Source organism: Gordonia sp. (in: high G+C Gram-positive bacteria), from assembly GCF_012515855.1.
Classification (GTDB): domain Bacteria; phylum Actinomycetota; class Actinomycetes; order Mycobacteriales; family Mycobacteriaceae; genus Gordonia.
The window spans coordinates 24,658-42,621 of the sequence record NZ_JAAYXO010000085.1; the positions used below are offsets into that span (position 1 = coordinate 24,658).

15 protein-coding genes are annotated in these 17,964 nt (G+C 68.2%); 9 read left to right on the forward strand and 6 right to left on the reverse strand.

Annotation, left to right across the window (positions count from 1 at the left end):
* The first annotated feature begins 1 nt into the window (after nucleotide 1).
* From GX543_RS06490 to GX543_RS06515, 6 genes are all read left to right on the forward strand, one after another.
* A complete protein-coding gene (locus GX543_RS06490) occupies nucleotides 2-1,162 on the forward strand; it encodes an acyl-CoA dehydrogenase family protein (RefSeq protein ID WP_290850693.1) in 1,161 nt (386 codons plus the stop codon).
* Nucleotides 1,159-2,757 carry a carboxyl transferase domain-containing protein gene (locus GX543_RS06495; RefSeq protein ID WP_290850694.1) on the forward strand — a complete coding sequence of 533 codons (1,599 nt, stop codon included), beginning with the start codon at nucleotides 1,159-1,161 and terminating at the stop codon, nucleotides 2,755-2,757. The genes GX543_RS06490 and GX543_RS06495 overlap by 4 nt, the downstream gene beginning before the upstream one ends.
* Before the next feature lie 11 nt (nucleotides 2,758-2,768).
* Entirely contained in the window at nucleotides 2,769-4,781 is a 2,013-nt protein-coding gene (locus GX543_RS06500; RefSeq protein ID WP_290850695.1) for a biotin carboxylase N-terminal domain-containing protein, read from the forward strand.
* Between the two features lie 77 nt (nucleotides 4,782-4,858).
* Nucleotides 4,859-6,016, forward strand: a complete 1,158-nt coding sequence (locus tag GX543_RS06505; RefSeq protein WP_290850697.1) for an acyl-CoA dehydrogenase family protein — start codon at nucleotides 4,859-4,861, stop codon at nucleotides 6,014-6,016.
* A gap of 282 nt (nucleotides 6,017-6,298) precedes the next feature.
* On the forward strand, nucleotides 6,299-7,093 hold the full coding sequence (locus tag GX543_RS06510; protein WP_290850699.1) for an enoyl-CoA hydratase family protein: 795 nt from the start codon (nucleotides 6,299-6,301) through the stop codon (nucleotides 7,091-7,093).
* The gene (locus GX543_RS06515; protein WP_290850714.1) at nucleotides 7,090-7,686 is read left to right on the forward strand and encodes a TetR/AcrR family transcriptional regulator; all 597 of its coding nucleotides are present in this window, start codon (nucleotides 7,090-7,092) and stop codon (nucleotides 7,684-7,686) included. The genes GX543_RS06510 and GX543_RS06515 overlap by 4 nt, the downstream gene beginning before the upstream one ends.
* A gap of 19 nt (nucleotides 7,687-7,705) precedes the next feature.
* Here the strand turns inward: GX543_RS06515 and GX543_RS06520 are convergent, their stop codons facing one another.
* The 5 genes from GX543_RS06520 to GX543_RS06540 all read right to left on the reverse strand — a co-directional run bounded on the left by GX543_RS06520 (nucleotide 7,706) and on the right by GX543_RS06540 (nucleotide 13,447).
* Nucleotides 7,706-8,464: a DUF4253 domain-containing protein gene (locus GX543_RS06520; RefSeq protein WP_290850701.1), complete on the reverse strand. Its 759-nt coding sequence runs from the start codon at nucleotides 8,462-8,464 to the stop codon at nucleotides 7,706-7,708.
* 70 nt (nucleotides 8,465-8,534) lie between these two features.
* Entirely contained in the window at nucleotides 8,535-8,888 is a 354-nt protein-coding gene (locus tag GX543_RS06525) for a cytoplasmic protein (RefSeq protein WP_290850702.1), read from the reverse strand.
* A 132-nt stretch (nucleotides 8,889-9,020) separates the two neighbouring features.
* Entirely contained in the window at nucleotides 9,021-10,130 is a 1,110-nt protein-coding gene (locus GX543_RS06530) for an NDMA-dependent alcohol dehydrogenase (RefSeq protein ID WP_290850703.1), read from the reverse strand.
* 43 nt (nucleotides 10,131-10,173) lie between these two features.
* The gene (locus GX543_RS06535; protein WP_290850704.1) at nucleotides 10,174-11,673 is read right to left on the reverse strand and encodes an aldehyde dehydrogenase family protein; all 1,500 of its coding nucleotides are present in this window, start codon (nucleotides 11,671-11,673) and stop codon (nucleotides 10,174-10,176) included.
* A gap of 166 nt (nucleotides 11,674-11,839) precedes the next feature.
* A complete protein-coding gene (locus tag GX543_RS06540) occupies nucleotides 11,840-13,447 on the reverse strand; it encodes a helix-turn-helix domain-containing protein (protein WP_290850706.1) in 1,608 nt (535 codons plus the stop codon).
* A 432-nt stretch (nucleotides 13,448-13,879) separates the two neighbouring features.
* Between GX543_RS06540 and GX543_RS06545 the strand changes: the two genes are divergently transcribed.
* Nucleotides 13,880-14,764 (forward strand): exodeoxyribonuclease III, encoded by an 885-nt coding sequence (locus tag GX543_RS06545; RefSeq protein WP_290850707.1) that lies wholly within the window; start codon nucleotides 13,880-13,882, stop codon nucleotides 14,762-14,764.
* Between the two features lie 103 nt (nucleotides 14,765-14,867).
* The gene (locus tag GX543_RS06550) at nucleotides 14,868-15,383 is read left to right on the forward strand and encodes a hypothetical protein (protein WP_290850708.1); all 516 of its coding nucleotides are present in this window, start codon (nucleotides 14,868-14,870) and stop codon (nucleotides 15,381-15,383) included.
* Nucleotides 15,384-15,395: 12 nt separating this feature from the next.
* Here the strand turns inward: GX543_RS06550 and GX543_RS06555 are convergent, their stop codons facing one another.
* The gene (locus GX543_RS06555; RefSeq protein WP_290850710.1) at nucleotides 15,396-17,129 is read right to left on the reverse strand and encodes a cytochrome c biogenesis protein DipZ; all 1,734 of its coding nucleotides are present in this window, start codon (nucleotides 17,127-17,129) and stop codon (nucleotides 15,396-15,398) included.
* Nucleotides 17,130-17,342: 213 nt separating this feature from the next.
* Between GX543_RS06555 and GX543_RS06560 the strand changes: the two genes are divergently transcribed.
* Nucleotides 17,343-17,960, forward strand: a complete 618-nt coding sequence (locus tag GX543_RS06560) for a fasciclin domain-containing protein (protein WP_290850715.1) — start codon at nucleotides 17,343-17,345, stop codon at nucleotides 17,958-17,960.
* Nucleotides 17,961-17,964: the final 4 nt, after the last annotated feature.

Consider the following 17,964-nt stretch of genomic DNA (forward strand, 5'->3'; position numbering starts at 1 on the left):
CGTGCCCATCGCCAGTGCCATCTGGGACTCCCCGGAGCGCCGCGAACTCCGCAGCATGATCGCCGGGTTCGCCGAGCGACACATCCTGCCGTTCCAAGACGAGTGGGAAAGCGACGGGCTGATCCCGCGCGAGCTCCATCTTGCGGCCGCGGAACTGGGGCTGTTCGGCCTCAGCGTCCCCGAAGAGATCGGCGGGAGCGGTGGCGATCTGATCGACGCCTCGATCCTCGCTGAGGAACTGCACTACAGCGGAGTTGCCGGCGGCGTCTTCGCTTCGCTGTTCACCAACGGGATCGCGTTGCCGCACCTGATCGCGGCCGGCGACCCCGATCAGCTCGAGAAGTGGGTCAGTCCGACGCTGGCCGGCACCAAGATCGGCAGCCTCGCGATCACCGAACCCGGCGGCGGCAGTGACGTCGGGCATCTGCGCACCACGGCCGTGCGCGACGGCGACCACTTCGTCGTCAACGGCTCCAAGACCTTCATCACCTCGGCGGTTCGCGCGGACTTCGTCGTCACCGCGGTCCGCACCGGCGGCGACGGCGCGGCCGGCGTCTCGCTGCTGGTGATCGAGAAGGGCACGCCGGGCTTCGAAGTGGCACGCAAGCTCGACAAGATGGGCTGGCTCAGCTCCGACACCGCCGAGCTCTCGTTCACCGACGTCCGGGTCCCGGTCGCCAACCTGGTCGGCGCCGAGAACTCCGGGTTCGCGCAGATCGCGCAGGCCTTCGTCACCGAACGCGCCGCGTTGGCCGTGCAGGCGTACGCGAGTGCGCAGCGCTGCCTCGACCTCACGCTCGAGTGGGTCCGCAACCGCGAGACCTTCGGCAAGCCGCTCATCAAGCGACAGTCGGTGCAGGACGCGGTCACCGAGATGGCCCGCAAGGTCGACGTCGCTCGCACGTACACCCGCGCGGTGATCGAGCGTCGCGTCGAGTCCGGCGACGATCTCATCGCCGAGATCTGCTTTGCCAAGAACACCGCGGTCGAGGCCGGCGAGTGGGTGGCGAACAAGGCCGTGCAGTTGCACGGCGGCATGGGCTATATGCGCGAATCCGAAGTCGAACGCCAGTACCGCGACATGCGGATCATCGGCATCGGCGGCGGCACCAACGAGATTCTGACCGGCCTCGCGGCCAAACGATTGGGGTACCAGGGATGACCATCATCCGGAGTAAGGTCGACACCTCGTCTGAGGAGTTCGCGGCCAACGTCGAGGCGATGAACACCAAGCTCGCCGAGCTTGATCTGGAGTTCCGCAAGGTTCTCGCGGGCGGCGGCGAGAAGTACGTGGAGCGGCACCGGGCGCGCGGCAAGATGACCGCGCGCGAGCGCATCGAGCTCCTCATCGACGAGGACTCGCCGTTCCTGGAGCTGTGCCCGCTCGCGGCGTTCGGCTCGCAGTTCACCGTCGGGGCCTCGGCGGTCGTCGGGATCGGCGTCGTCGAGGGCACCGAGTGCATGATCGTCGCGAACGATCCCACGGTGAAGGGCGGCACCTCGAACCCGTGGACGCTGCGCAAGATTCTGCGCGCCAACGACATCGCCATGCAGAATCGCCTGCCGGTGGTCTCGCTGGTGGAGTCCGGCGGGGCCGACCTCCCGACGCAGAAGGAAGTCTTCGTCCCCGGCGGACGGATGTTCCGCGACCTCACGCGGCTGTCGGCGGCAGGCATTCCGACCGTCGCGCTGGTGTTCGGCAACTCGACGGCGGGTGGCGCCTATGTCCCCGGCATGAGCGATCACGTGGTGATGATCGAAGACCGCTCGAAGGTGTTCCTCGGCGGTCCGCCGCTGGTCAAGATGGCCACCGGTGAGGAGAGCGACGACGAAGAGCTGGGTGGTGCCAAGATGCACGCCCGCGTTTCCGGTCTGGGCGACTACCTGGCCGCCGACGAGCAGGACGCGGTCCGGATCGGTCGACGCATCGTGGCCCGGCTCAACTGGCGCAAGCAGGGCCCGGACACCGTGGCCGAGGTGGTAGCGCCGCGCTACAGCGAGGAGGAACTGCTCGGCATCGTGCCCCCGGACCTCAAGATCCCCTTCGATCCGCGCGAGGTGATCGCCCGGATCGTCGACGATTCCGACTTCGACGAGTTCAAGGCCGAGTACGGCTCGTCGCTGTGCACCGGCTGGGCGCGCATCCACGGCTATCCGGTCGGGATCCTCGCCAATGCCCAGGGCGTCCTGTTCTCGCAGGAGGCGCAGAAGGCCACCCAGTTCATCCAGCTCGCCAACCGCAGCAACACGCCGCTGCTGTTCCTGCACAACACCACCGGGTACATGGTCGGCAAGGAATACGAGCAAGGCGGCATCATCAAGCACGGCGCGATGATGATCAACGCCGTCTCGAACTCCACCGTTCCGCACCTGTCGGTGCTGATCGGCGCCAGCTACGGCGCGGGCCACTACGGGATGTGCGGTCGGGCCTACGACCCCCGCTTCCTGTTCTCCTGGCCCAGCGCCAAGAGCGCCGTGATGGGTGCCGCGCAGCTGGCGGGCGTCATCTCGATCGTCTCCCGCGCGGCCACCGAGGCCCGCGGCGGCACGGTCGACGAGGAAGCCGATGCAGGCATGCGCGCCATGATCGAGGCGCAGATCGAAGCCGAGTCCGTGCCGATGTTCCTGTCGGGAATGTTGTACGACGACGGCGTGATCGATCCCCGTGACACCCGCACGGTGCTCGGCCAGTCGCTGTCGGCCATCGCGTCGGCGCCGATCGAGGGCACCAGCAACTTCGGCGTCTTCCGGATGTGAGGAACCAGAACATGACTACTGCAACTCTCCAGAGTGCAAGCACCCAGAAGACCATCACCCGCGTCCTCGTCGCGAACCGCGGCGAGATCGCGAGCCGCGTGTTCGCGACCTGCGTCGCAATGGGCCTGGGCACTGTCGCCGTCTATTCCGACCCGGATGCCGACGCGCCGCACGTACGGGCAGCCGACGCCGCGGTCCGACTGCCGGGCTCCACGTCGGCCGAGACCTACCTGCGCGGTGAGAAGATCATCGCCGCGGCGCAGGCCGCGGGCGCCGACGCCATCCACCCGGGGTACGGCTTCCTGTCGGAGAACGCCGAGTTCGCTCAGGCCGTCATCGACGCGGGCCTCACCTGGATCGGTCCGCCGCCCGCGGCGATCGTCGCGATGGGATCCAAGGTCAACGCGAAGGCGTTGATGGACGCGGCAGGCGTGCCGGTCCTCAAAGACATCGACCCGGACGCCGTCACCGCCGACGATCTTCCACTGCTCATCAAGGCCTCGGCGGGCGGCGGCGGTCGCGGGATGCGTATCGTGCGCGACCTCGCCGAGTTGGCCGACGCCGTCGCCGGTGCTCGCCGAGAAGCGGAGTCGGCGTTCGGCGACGCGACGGTCTTCTGCGAGCCCTACGTGGAGCGCGGCCATCACATCGAGGTGCAGGTGATGGCCGACGAGCATGGCGAGGTCTGGACCGTCGGGGAGCGCGAGTGCTCCATCCAGCGACGCCACCAGAAAGTGGTCGAGGAGGCGCCGGCACCGCTCGTCGAGCGGGTGGGCGGCGACATGCGCGAACGACTCTTCGCCGCGGCAAGGACGGCCGTCGAGTCGATCGGGTACCGCGGCGCGGGCACCGTCGAGTTCCTGGCCGACGAGTCGGGCAAGTTCTTCTTCCTCGAGACCAACACCCGACTCCAGGTGGAGCATCCGGTCACCGAACTGACCACCGGCGTCGACCTCGTCGAATGGCAGCTGCGCGTGGCGCAGGGCGAGCCTCTCGGCGACTCGGCTCCGACCTCGTCCGGCCATGCGATCGAGGTACGGCTGTATGCCGAGGACCCGGCGCACGACTGGCAGCCGCAGTCGGGCACCGTTGCCCGCATCGATCTGCCCGCGACCACGCGGTTCGGACTGCTGGAGCGGCCCGGCGTGCGCGTGGACTCCGGCATCACGGGCGGTAGCGAGATCTCCACCTTCTACGACCCGATGCTCGCCAAGGTGATCTCGTGGGCGCCCGACCGCACCCGGGCCGCGGGCATCCTGGCACGTGCCCTGGCCGACGCGCGGATCCACGGCCTTGTCACCAACCGCGACATGCTGGTCAACACCCTCCGCGAGCAGGACTTCCTTGCCGGACACACCGACACCGGCTACCTCAGCGAGGAACGGATCGCCGAGCTGTCGAAGCCCCTCGCGGGCGACGGCGCCGACCTGGTGGCCGCGACCGCCGCCGCACTGGCCCAGTCGGTGCGGAACCGCGACGGCGCGGTCGCCGTTCCCGGCGCTCCATCGGGGTGGCGCAACCTCGCCTCCGACTACCAGCGCAAGGCGTACGTAGCCGCCGACGGAACCGAGATCATCGCTCGGTACCGCATCGGACGGGGCGGCGAGGTGGAACTGCCCGACCTGGACGGGGTCACCGCGGCCGCGGTGTCGTCGGACGTGGTGGTCCTGATTCGTGACGGCGTGGCCCGCCGGTACGAGGTCAGCCTCGTCGGCGATCAGGTGTTCGTGGACTGGCCCGGTGCGTCGGTGACGCTCACCCGCGCGCCGCGTTTCGTCGATCCCGCGGCGGTTCAGCGCCCGGGTTCGCTGCTGGCGCCGATGCCGGGTTCGGTGATCCGCGTGGCCGTCGCCGAGGGCGACCGGGTCACCGCCGGTCAGCCGCTCCTGTGGCTGGAGGCGATGAAGATGGAGCACACCATCTCGGCCCCCGCCGACGGCATCGTCTCCGTTCTCGCCGTGGAAGAGGGCCGCCAGCTCTCGGTCGGTGAGGTGCTGGCCGTGATCACCGAGGAAGACGAGTAGCGGGCAGCAGGCCGGCCCGCCACCAGCACGAGAACCACGCGTCACCAGACACCAGACACCACACAAGAAGGACTCACATGAGCTTCATCGAAACCGAAGAACAGACCGCCCTCCGCGAGGCCGTGTCCGGCCTCGTCAAGAAGTACGGCCAGCAGTACTTCAACGACTGCGCCCGTCAGGGTCGCAAGACCGACGAACTCTGGAACGAAGCAGGCGAGCTCGGCTTCATCGGCGTGAACCTGCCCGAGGAGTACGGCGGCGGCGGAGCGGGCATGTACGAGCTCGCGATCGTCATGGAAGAGCTCGCCGCGGGCGGCACCGGTCTGCTGATGCTGGTGGTCTCGCCCGCGATCTGCGGCAACATCATCGCGCGCTTCGGCACCGACGAGCAGAAGCAGCGCTGGATCCCGGGTCTCGCCGACGGCTCCATCACCATGGCCTTCGGCATCACCGAACCCGACGCAGGCTCCAACTCGCACCAGATCACCACCACGGCCGCGCGCGACGGCGACGAATGGGTGCTCAACGGCCGCAAGGTGTTCATCTCGGGCGTCGACCAGGCGCAGGCCGTGCTGATCGTCGCGCGCACCGAGGACTCGAAGACCGGTCGCCTCAAGCCCGCGCTGTTCATCGTCCCGACCGACGCCAAGGGCTTCGAAGCCCAGATCATCGACATGGAGATGCTGAACCCCGAGAAGCAGTTCACCCTGTTCCTCGACGACGTGCGCCTCCCGTCGGACGCCCTTATCGGTTCCGAAGACGCCGCGCTGAGCCAGCTCTTCGCGGGACTCAATCCCGAGCGCATCATGGCCTCGGCGTCGGCCGTCGGCATGGGCCGCTACGCGCTCGACCGCGCCGTGGCCTACGCCAACGACCGCACCGTCTGGAAGACGCCGATCGGCACCCACCAGGCCATCGCGCACCCGCTGGCGCAGGGCAAGATCGAGCTCGAGATGGCCAAGTTGATGATGCAGAAGGCCGCCACGCTGTACGACGCGGGTGATGACTGGGGCGCCGCGGTGCCTGCCAACATGGCCAAGTACGCCGCGGGTGAAGCTGCGGCGAAGCTGGTCGACCAGGCGATCCAGACGCTGGGCGGCAACGGGCTCACGGTCGAGTACGGCCTGGCCGCGATGCTCCCGCTGTCGCGTCTGACTCGGATTGCGCCGGTGAGCAGGGAGATGATTCTGAACTTCGTCGCTCAGACGAGTCTGGGTCTGCCCAAGTCTTACTGATATTCGTTCGCTCGGTTTCACCCGGGTTCGGCGGGGAAGTTCCCTCCTCGGCAGTCCTCGGTCCTCGGCTAGCGCCTCGTCCCTGCGGAGAGCTCGTCGGGAACTTCCCCGCCGAACCCTGTTCCAGCGGACCTCTTGCTGGTCGAGTAGGCGGGGACGTATCTTGCTGGTCGAGTAGGCGGGGACGTAACTTGCTGGTCGAGTAGGCGGGGACGTAGTCACCGGCGTTATCGAGACCGCCGCGGGCCGGGTCAGCATTCACCATCGTTCTAGGAGTCACCAATGACAGACGACATCCTCGTCAGAACAGCGGTCGACGCGTCCGTGCTCACGGTCACGCTCGACTCGCCGTCGAATCGCAATGCGCTCAGCTCGACCCTCGTCGGGCAGCTTCAGGACGCGTTCGACACCGCGGCCGATTCGGCGATCCGTGCCGTCGTGCTCACCCACACGGGCGGGACGTTCTGTGCGGGCGCCGATCTCGGGGAGGCGTTGAAGCGCGGGCTCAGCCCGGAGGAGGCGACGGCCGAGGGCGGCAAGGCGATGGTCGGGTTGATCCGCACCATCCTGGAGCTCGACAAGCCGGTGATCGTCGTCGCCGACGGACACGTCCGTGCGGGAGGCCTCGGCCTGGTCGGGGCGGCCGACATCGCGCTCGTCGGACCGGCGACCACCTTCGCACTCACCGAATCGCGGCTCGGACTGGCGGCGTCGATCATCTCGATCCCGCTGCTGGCGAAGATGACCGCGCGGTCGGCCGGACGCTACTTCCTGACCGGAGAGAAGTTCGGCGGTCAGGAGGCTCAGCAGATCGGCCTCGTCACCGCGGCGTCCGACACCGGCGACGGGTTGGCCGCTGAACTCGACAGCGTCCTGGAGGGGATCCGCAAGGCGTCGCCGCAGGGACTGTCGGTGAGCAAGAAGCTCACCACCGCGGCCCTGCTCGACGGCTTCGACGAGGCCGCCGCCACCCGTGCCGCGGAGTCGATGGCCCTCTTCGCCACGGACGAAGCACGCGAAGGCATGACGGCGTTCCTTAGCAAGCGTCGCCCGGAGTGGGACTCGAGCCGGGCATGACGTCGGTGCGCGAACCGCAGCAGGACCGCTCCCGCGCCACGCGGGAGCGGCTCCTCAGCTCCACCGTCGACCTGCTGGCCACGCAGGGGTGGGCGGCGACCACGGTCGCCAAGGTCGCCGAGGAGGCGGGGGTCTCGCGCGGCGCCGCGCAACATCACTTCCCGACGCGCGAAGCGCTGTTCACCGCGGTCATCGAGCAGATGTACGAGACGATGACCGCCGAGGTCGGAGACGCACTCGTCGACATCCCGGTGGGCCCGGACCGGATCGCCGCGGTGGTGGACCAGGCGGTGGCGATCTATACGGGCAAGCGGTTCAAGGCGGCGCTGCAGGTGTGGTCGGCGGCGGCGTCCGACGAGGCATTGGGCGAGGTGATCCGTCCGCTCGAACTGAAGCTGGGTCGCGCCGCGCACCAATTCGTTCTCACCGGGCTCGATCCCGACGGCACCCATTCCCAAGCGCACCGCCTCGCGCAGATCACCCTCGACCTCGCCCGCGGTTTCGGCCTCGCCGACACGCTGACGGACGACTCGCGTCGTCGTGCGGGCGTGGCTGCGGCGTGGGTGGAACAGTTGCAGGGAGCACTCGGCTGAGGCAGCTGCCGGTCGGCACTCAGTCCCACCAGAAGGCCCAATAGGACCACACGTCGAGGGCCTCGAGATACTGCTCGTAGGGGATACCCTGATCGATGTTGTCGGGGCAGAAGCCGTAATGCTCGGCCGCGAGTTTCCGTCGCTGGTCGTCGGTCGAAGGCGGGCGCGGCACGTACACGGTGATCGTGTCGAACGTCATCTCGGTCGGGATCGCGCCGAAACGGTCCTCCCACGAACGCAGAGCCGCGGAGACCGGTTCGCCGTTGTACCCGTAGTTCGTCGGCCCGAGCCACCCCAGTACCTTGGACACATTGGCCGGGCGGTCGACGGGGACCAGGACGAGTGTGCCGGGCCTGTTGAAGTCGATGTCCTGCGGATTCGCCTCCGGGCCGGGCACCGGGTCGGCGAGACCTGTGAACGGGACTGCCGGCGGGTACTCGTCGTCGAAGTTCCAGCTGCCGCTGAAGACGGCGACCGGATCGACCGTCTGGCCGTCGAAGCCCGCGACGAACTCATCGGAGATCAGACCGCTGTCAAAGTCCGCGTGGTCACCCAGCCCAACCGTGTGCAGCGGCCACAGGCCGGTGGCTGGAAAAGCCGACATCAATTCGCGGAACAGCTCGGTGATGCGTTCCGCCGGGAGCACGGACTCCGACATCCACATGATCGGTGCCGTCGGATCATCCGGGTGAGCGAGCGCTCTGCCCGGCGGCAGCTCGATTCCCGCTGCCGTCGGAGTGCCGGATGCGGGCACGGTGCCCGGTGTCGCGATGAACATCCGATCAGCGTAAACCGAGATTCAGGTGGGGCAGGCGTGACTGACCGACGACTCACGCTCGCGGGCCGGGTCAGCCCGCCGGACCCAACGGTGCCGATGCCGATGCGTCGCCTGCGCTCGCAGGCTCTTTCAGTTCGACGAACAGCACGTGTGTCGCAGTGTCGCCGATGTTCTCGCCCGCATGGTCCTGAGCGGGAAGCCAGCCGACGAATCCGGCAGGCATCTCGACCTCGCGGGTGTCGTCGCTGCTTCCGCTGACGAGTCGTCGGCGAAAACTGCTGAGGGTGTACATCACGCTGTCGGGATGATGGTGGATCGTGGTCCGATGCCCGGGTGCGTCCGTGTACTCCAGCACGCGAACCCGGTCGTTCTCGAAGACGACCTGATAAACATCACCGTTGCTGACCGTCGGATCGCTGGTCATCTTTCGACGGTACGCCCGCTCTGACCTGCAGACAAGGGTCCGTGCGCGGCTCGTTCCGGGCCGACGAACTGGAACCGCGGGCCCGCCGAACGCGCAGTGGCGTCGGCGGACCCGCGGGGTCGGGTGCATGACTCAGGCGTGCACGATCACGCCGCGAACGTTCTTGCCGTCGCGGAGATCCTGGTAGCCCTGGTTGACGTCCTCGAGCGAGTAGCGCTGCGTGATCAACTCGTCGAGCTTGAGCTGGCCCGCGTCGTACAGGCGCAGGAGGCGGACGATGTCGTACTGCGGGTTCATCGAACCGAAGAGCGAACCCATGATCGTCTTTTGATTCAGCGTGAGATCCGCACCCGAGACCTGGACGGTGAGCTTGGCCGGATCGGCGAGGCCGGTGATGACCACCTTGCCGCCCTTGCCGATGACGGCGGTCGCGGCCTGAACCACGGGCACGTCCACCGTGCCGACCAGGATCAGCGCGGCGTCGGCGCCCTGACCCCAGGTGAGCTCGGTGACCTTCTCCTGGGCCTCCTCGGCGGTCGCGAAGGCGTGGGTGGCGCCGAACTTGAGAGCCTCGGTGCGCTTCATCTCCACCGGGTCGACCACGACCACGTACTTGCAGCCGGCCGAGACCGCGCCCTGGACGGCGTTGATGCCGAGGCCGCCGATGCCGTAGATGACGGCGGTGTCGCCGGCGCGGAGGTTGCCCGCGTTGACGGCGGTGCCCCAACCGGACGGGACCCCGCAACCGACGAGGACGGCGGTCTCCAGCGGCAGCCAGTCGTCGACCTTGACCACCGAGTGCTGCGAGATGGTCGCGTACTCGGAGAAGGTGCCGAGCATGCACATGGCGCCGAAGTCCTTGCCGTCGCCGTGGAACCGGAAGGTGCCGTCGGTCATGGCGCCTTCGAGGATCGTGGCACCCATGTCACAGAGGTTCTGGCGGCCGGTGGAGCAGTAGCGGCAGGTGCCGCAGTTGGGGATGAAGCTGCACACCACGTGGTCGCCGGGCTTCACCTTGGTGACGCCGGGGCCCACCTCCTGGATGATGCCGGAACCCTCGTGGCCACCGACGATCGGGTAGCGCGGCGGCAGGTCGCCGTCGGTGAGGTGCAGGTCGGAGTGACACAGGCCGGCGGCGGTGTACTTGATCAGCACCTCGCCTTCGCGCGGGCCGTCGAGCTCGAGTTCCATGATCTCGAAGGGCTTGCCTGCTTCGAGGAGTACTGCGGCCTTGGTCTTCATATCGAGTGAATCCTTTCGGGGTGAGATGTGGGCGAGAAGTGGATCAGAGCGCGATGTTGACGGACTTGTTCTGGGTGTAGAGGTCGATGGCGGAGTCGCCGAGCTCGCGGCCCCAGCCCGACTGCTTGAAGCCGCCGAACGGGAGCGCGGTGTCGAAGCCGTTGTACTGGTTCACCCACACCGAGCCGGCCTGGACCTTGGCTGCGGTGCGGTGGGCCTTGGAGAGATCCTTGGTCCAGATGCCCGCGGCGAGACCGTAGATGGAGTCGTTCGCAGCGCGCGCGACGTCGTCCTCGTCGTCGAACGGCAGCGCGGCCACCACGGGCCCGAAGATCTCCTCTTCGACGATCGAGAACTCCGGCTTCACGTCGACGAACACCGTCGGCTCGATGAAGTAGCCCTGATCGCCCCAGCGCTTGCCGCCGGTGAGGGCGCGGGCGCCGTCGGCCAGGCCCTCGTTGATGTAGCGGCTGACGCGATCGAACTGCTCCTGCGAGACCAGCGGGCCCAGCTCGGTGGTCGGATCGAGGCCGGGACCGATCTTGGCCTGCGACGCGGCGTCGGCGACGGCCTGGGTGAACTCGTCGAAGATGCTCCGCTGGACGAAGAGGCGGGTGCCGGCGACGCAGCACTGGCCGTGGTTGAACATCCACGCGGCCACCGAACCGGCGACGGCCGACTCGATGTCGGCGTCGGCGAACACGATGTTGGGGCTCTTGCCGCCGAGCTCGAGGGAGACCTTCTTCAGGTTGCCGGTGGCGGCCTGAACGATCTTCTTGCCCACCTCGGTGGACCCGGTGAACGCGACCTTGTCGACGTCCATGTGTGCCGACAGCGCGGCGCCGGCGTCGCCGAAACCGGTGACGACGTTGACGACGCCGGGCGGGAAGCCGGCCTCTTCGAAGACCTGGCCGAGCATCAGCGCGCTGAGCGGGGTCTGCTCGGCGGGCTTGAGGACCACGGTGTTGCCCGCGGCGAGTGCCGGGGCGAGCTTCCACGTGGCCATCAGGATCGGGAAGTTCCACGGGATGATCTGCCCGCAGACGCCGAGCGATTCGCGACGGGTGTAGGCGTGGAACTGTGCGTCGGGGCCCGCGAACGGCATCGACGGGGTGATCGAGGAGCCCTTGATCTTGGTGACCAGCCCGGCGTTGTAGCGCCAGACGTCGGCCGACCAGTTGACGTCGACGGCGGTCGCGATCGCTACGGACTTGCCGTTGTCGAGAGCCTCGAGCTGCCCGAAGAGCTCGGCGCGCTCGGAGAGGATGTCGCCGACTCGCCAGATGAGACGTTCGCGCTCGTTGGGCTTCATGCGGCCCCACGGGCCCTCGTATGCCGCGCGAGCGGCGGCCACTGCGCGGTCGATGTCGGTGGCGTCGCCGTGCGCGACGTTGGTGATGACCTGCCCGGTGGCGGGGTCGTGGGTGGCGAAGGTGCGGCCGGACGCGGCGTCGACCCACTCGCCACCGATGAGCATCTGGCGGTCGCGGGAGACGAATTCGGCGACGGCGGGATGAAGCGCCGAGTTGAGCGTGGCGGTCATGAAAGCCTCCTGAAGATGAACGCGGCGTGCATCAGGTGTGATGCACGACACCATTGAGGTGATGCACCATTCTCTCCACGGCGGGAGGGACGCGCCGTGTACGGAAACTGAACAGTCGTCCCGGACAGTGAACAGCGGCTGGTCTGATGCCGCCGGACATGGCAGGTCAGCCGGTGATTCCGAGCGCACGGATGCGCGCGTACAGGGTGGTCCGCGAGACGCCGAGGGCCTTGGCGGCGTGCGATTTGTTGCCTGCCGCGGTCTCGAGGGCATCGACGATGGCCTGCCGTTCGGCCTGTTCCCTGCCCATCAGCCGGGAAGCGCGGGTGGACCCGCGGTAGTCGGCAGGCAGATCGGTTGCGGTCACCAGGCGTGCTCCGCGCGCAAGCACCGTGGCCGCGGCCTCATCGAGGACGATGGACAGTTCGGTGAGGTTGCCGGGCCACTCCTGGCAGACGAGGGCGTCGGCGGCATCGGAACTCAACTCCAGCAGCGGGTCGCGTCGCGCGATGAGCTGTTGGCCGATCGCGGCGAGCTCGCCCGATCGTTGTCGCAACGGCGGCAGCGTCACCCGCTGGCGACAGCACGCGATGAGGGCGGCCAACGACGACGCTCCGCCGGCCGTCGGTTCCGACACCACGACGATCGGTGGTCGTCCCGGCTCGTGCGCGGCGATGGCGGCCTGCAGCAACCGGAGGGAACGATCATCGAGGAGATCGGCGCCGTCGACGACGAGTCCGGTGCCGAGCGAGCGGGCACGTCGGATCGCGTCGCCCACATCGGGTGCGGTCCCGTCCAGAAGCGCGGCGGCGACGTCGAGCCGCACGTGGTCGTCCGGAACCAGTGACTCGGCGCGGGTGGTGCGCCCGGTGCCGGGCTCGCCGCAGACGGCGACCGACGCGGCGTCCGCCGTTCTGGGCGGAGCGTAGGCGGCAGTGTCGTGCTCGATGCGCGGACGCAGCCGGAAGACGGCGGAATGTCGAACACCGGGCACCCGGTCGATGGCGACGTCGGCGGAGATCCCGGAGACCAGGGTGACGATGCGATCGCGGTCGGACGCGTCGTCTGCCATCATCCGCAGGGTGCCGAAATCACCTGGACTCAGCAGGCTGGCGGCGAGTGCGTTGGTGAGCTGCAGATCGTCGCCGACGGCTGCGACGGCGAGATCGCGCCGCCGCGACGCCTTCTCGAACGCGGCGATCACCGCGCGGTGATCGGAGTGCGAGCGGCTGAGCAGCCGCTCGGCGATGTCGTCCACCAGACCGCGGATCAGGGGTACCGAGAGCGGGTTGATCCGCGGGGCCACCTCGGTCATGCAGATCACGCCCGCCACGCGGCGAGTGGCCGGGTGGATGATGGGTCGCCCGAAGCAGCTCAGCGAACGGAACTGCTCGAGATAGTGTTCGTCGCCGTTGATGATGACGTCGCCGCGCACCTCCGCCGTGGTGCCGAGCGCGGTGGTGCCCATCGCGCTCTCGGTGAAGGCAGCACCGTCGACCGCACCGGCTTCGGCGAGGCCTCGCTCGAGGGAGGCGTCGGCCGACACCCGGGCCACCATGCGGCTGCGGTCGTCGACCAGCAGCAGGGCCGTCTTGGTGCCGTTCAGCACCTCGGCGGCGCGCGCCAGCACCGGGCGTGCCGCATCGAGCAGCGGATCGGCCGAGGTGATGTCGGAGAGGGTCGGGGCGGGCCGATCGTCGGGGGCCAGCCCCGACGACTGCGCGCGGCGCCACGAAGCGGCGATCACGTCACGATGCGGGAGCTGGGTCGTCACGCCTCAACTGTGGCATGGATTACATGTCGGGGCTAGCGGGCCTGCAGACCGTCGAGGAACCGTCGGTAACTGTCGGTGGCCACCGCGGAGATCGGCATCGTCACGGTGCCTGCGCATGGACCGGAGGCGATCGTCGTCTGCCAGACGCCGCGGAAGTATCCGTCTCGCTGGGGCTTGCTCGCTGGGGCTTGTAGGTCATGGTCGACTGGGCGGGCGTCCGCACCTTCGGTGTGGTGGGACCCGTGTAGCAGTCCCACTGCCAGGCGAACGTGTTCACCCAGGTCGTGTCGTTCCACTTGTACCTCGGTGGTGTCGGCACCGTTGGATTGCCAGCGGGCCCGCTGGCAATTCCAGCACTCGCCGACGCCCACCGGAAGGCGTCGGAGGCGGTGAGATTCAGGTTGGTCCGACCGGACGACTACGGTGTCCGTTATGCGCGTGGCGACTTGGAACGTGAACTCTGTCAAACAGCGGATCCCGCGGCTTCTGCCCTGGTTGGACGAACGCGAACCCGACGTGGTGTGCCTGCAGGAGACCAAGGTCTCCGACGACGCCTTCGCCGCCGAGCTCGGCGACGAACTGATTGCCCGCGGGTATCAGTTCGCGCATGCCGGACAGGGGCAGTGGAACGGCGTTGCGCTCCTCAGCAAGGTGGGGCTCGACGACGTGCGGGTGGCGTTCCCCGACGCGCCCGGCTTCCCCGATCCGGCGAGTGAACCGGAGGGCCGCGCGATCTCCGCGGTGTGCGATGGGATCCGCATCTATTCGGTCTACGTGCCGAACGGTCGCGAGGTGGACTCGGATCATTACGAGTACAAGCTGAACTGGCTCGAGAAGCTGCGCTTGGCGGTGGAGCCGGAGGCCGATTCGACCATCGTCTGCGGCGACTACAACATCATCCCGACCGACGCCGACTGCTTCGACCCGTCGGCGTTCGTCGGGCACACCCACGTCACGACCGCTGAGCGCGAGGCGTTCGACGCGCTCACCGCGCTCGGACTGCGCGATGTGATGCGCGAGCGCTGGGCCGACGAACGGATCTACACCTACTGGGACTACCGCGCAGGCATGTTCCACAAGGATCTCGGCATGCGCATCGACTTCCTCCTCGCGGGCGGCTCGGTGGCCGACCGCGCGCAGGCCTCGTGGGTCGATCGCAAAGCCCGCAAGGGCACCAAGCCCAGCGATCACGCGCCGGTGTTCCTCGACCTCGACACGGCCCCCGACGGAGACATCGGGCCGGTGGTGCCGCCGCCGTCGCGTCCGGCCAAGGTGGCTGCCGGTTCGGTGAAGCTGCCGCACTCGGTCGGGGAGTAGTCGGGCCGGCCGATCGATGCCGTCGGTCGGCCGACCGATACCGCTGCCGGTCGGCCGACCGATACCGCTGCCGGTCGGCCGCGGCCGCGGCTAGCGTCGAACCATGGGACTCTTCGACAGACTGACCGGCACTAAGAAACCCGACGGCGACACCCCGGCGGCGGCGCCGCAGGACGTCGCGAACGCGATCCTCGGCGTCAACCGGCCGACGGCGCCCTTTCAGATTCGCCAGGCCAATCCCGGCGAGGGATGCGACTTCGTCGCCGAATGGCGGATCGTGGACGCCCGCTGGTACGAGATCTTCGCCAAGGCGGGCCTGGCGGCCGTCTTCCAGATCCTCCTCAAGCTCGACCCGTCGTCCAACGAGGTCCGGGCCGTGGACCGCGAATGGACCGTGGAATGGCGAGCCGGAGTGCCGTCGTTGTCGATGGCCGCCGAGGGCTTCCGCGGCCAGAAGGTGCAGTTCGCGTTCGGTGCCGTGTACGCGTTCACCGAGCAGGGCCGGCACGGCGAGGTGTACAACTACCGGTTCCGGACCTCGGAGATCAGGGGGCCGATCCAGGACGCGGTGACCGGGGCCGGCTGGACCTACCGGGCGGTCTCCTTCGGAAAGCTGTGACCCGATGGCCGATCATCCGTAGGTGAACGAGAACACCTGGAGTCCGGGCGAGACCGTCACCTCGACACGTCCCGATCCGTTGTCGGGCTTCGCGACGATCTGATGCAGGGTCGGCGGGCCGCTGATCTGTTTGGTCGACGTTGATCCGTTGCTGCGCACGGTGAGAGTCCCGGCGCCGCCGACGACGATGAACACGTTCTTCGCGTGGTAGTTGAGCGCGATCGTGGCGTCGCGCTCGGCGCGCGCTCCCTGGTAGTCGAGGCTCCACCGACCGCGCAGGGCGAACGTGTCGGGACGCTGGTCGGCGGGGAACGCGAAGTCGGCGGTGCCCGCACGGTAGGGCGCCGCGCCGCCGTAGTTCACCATCTTGCCGACGCCGAGATAGGTCTCGGCGGTGGTCGACTCGGTCGGGGTGGTGTCGGCCTTCTCGGTGGGCGCGGGGAGCGCGACGCCGGGCCGGGCATCGGTGAGGAGTTCCCGAATCATCCGCTCCGACTGTGCGTAGCCGCCTTCGCCGAACTCGATGTGCCGCACGGTGCCGGAGGCGTCGATCAGGTACTGGGCGGGCCAGTAACTGTTGCGGTAGTTGGTCCAGGTGGAGAACGCCGGATCGAGGGCGATCGGGTACTCGATGCCCAGACGGCTCGCCGCGGCGGTGACATTCGACGGCACCTTCTCGAAGGCGTACTCGGGAGTGTGGACGCCGATCACTTCTAGACCGGCGTCGCGGTAGGTGTCGTACCAGTCGACGACGTGCGGGATCGAGCGCTGGCAGTTGATGCACGAGTAGGCCCAGAAATCGATCAGCACCACCCTGCCGCGCAGCTGCGACAGCGACAGCGCCGCGTTGTCGGGGGTGTTGAACCAGTCGGTGATCCCGGTGAGCTTGGGAGCGGTTCCGCACGACTGCAGATCCGGCGCACCGTCGGTGCACTTGGACAGCTCGCGGTTCTCGTCGGTGACGATGCCGCCCAGGCTGAGCTTGTTGTTCAGGTCGTCGGCGCCGTCGACCGATTCCTGCAGCGCCGACGTGTAGTCGGGGATGGCCCGCTGCAGCGCGCCGGGGACGTCGAAGACGAGGCCGATGGCGAGGGCGATCATCACCACGCCGCCGACCACGCGGATCTGCCGCTGCCGACGGCGGAACGCCGCGACGCGTTCGGCGACGCGACGGCCCGCCAGCGCGAAGATCAGCAGCGGCAGAGTGGCTCCGATGGCGAACGACAGCGTCAGGACCACCGTCGAGATCCCGATCTCACCGGTCGCCCCGGCCACGACGATCGCTGCGAGCACCGGGCCCGCGCACGGCACGTACAGCACGCCGAGCGCCAAACCGAGTCCGAAGCCTGAACGGCGCTGCCCGACGGGGCGCTGCGGCAGCCGGGAGAAGGGCTTCTCCAGCCATTCCTCGACCTTCGGGAAGATGAGTCCGAGCCCGATCGCGGTGAGCGCCACCAGGCCGAACCATCGGATGCTGTCCTGGGGCAGTCGGACCAGCGACAGCAGGCTCGAACCGACCAGCGTGACGATGGAGAAGCTGACGACCAGCCCCGCGATCACCAAGTAGGGGCGCGCGCTCTCGGAGAACCGGGCCCGGCGGGAGCTCGAAGCCGGATCGGGCGCGTCGTCGTTGTCCCTGGCGCTCTGGGCGCCGGACAGGAACAGCACCGGAAGCACCGGGAGGATGCACGGCGAGATGCCGGTGATGAGGCCGCCGATGAAGCCGATGACGATGACTGTGTTCATGCCGGGTATTCGTTCGGGCCGCGTGTGCGGATGGGTCGTCTCAGCAGATCGACAGCATTCTCAAACTTGTTCGTCATCCGACCCATCCGATGTTCGTCGGGCTCCGAATGACCCATGTCACTGCTGATGATCGCCGACGACCGTCGGCGATCCACGACAAGGGAGAGCAGGCTGATGAGAACCAGCAACACCAGGGGCGCCAAGATCGCTGCGATGGGTTTCGCCGTCGCGATCGCCGCAACGATGACCGCATGCTCCAGCGACGACTCGACCACCAACACCATGTCGAGCGAGGCCGCGCCGATGAGTACCTCCGCGATGGCCGACCCCGCGGCGGATCTGGTGGGTCCCGGATGCAAGGCGTATGCGGAGCAGGTCCCGACCGGCCCAGGTTCGGTGACCGGCATGTCCACTGAACCGGTCGCGGTCGCCGCGGCCAACAATCCGCTGCTCACCACGCTCACTTCGGCGCTGTCGGGCAAACTCAATCCGGACGTGAACCTCGTAGACACGCTCAACGGCGGTGAGTTCACCGTGTTCGCACCGGTCGACGAGGCGTTCGCCAAGGTGCCGCCGGCCACCATCGATTCGCTCAAGACCGATGCGCCGGCGCTGAAGTCGCTCCTGACCTACCACGTGGTGCCGGGTCAGCTCAGCCCCGATCAGGTTGCCGGGATGCACAAGACCGTGCAGGGCGAGTCGGTCGAGGTGACCGGTAGCGGCAACGACCTCAAGGTCGACGGCGCCAGCGTCATCTGCGGCGGCGTCCACACCGCGAACGCCACCGTGTACTTGATCGACCAGGTCCTGATGCCCCCGGCCAAGTCCTGACGCG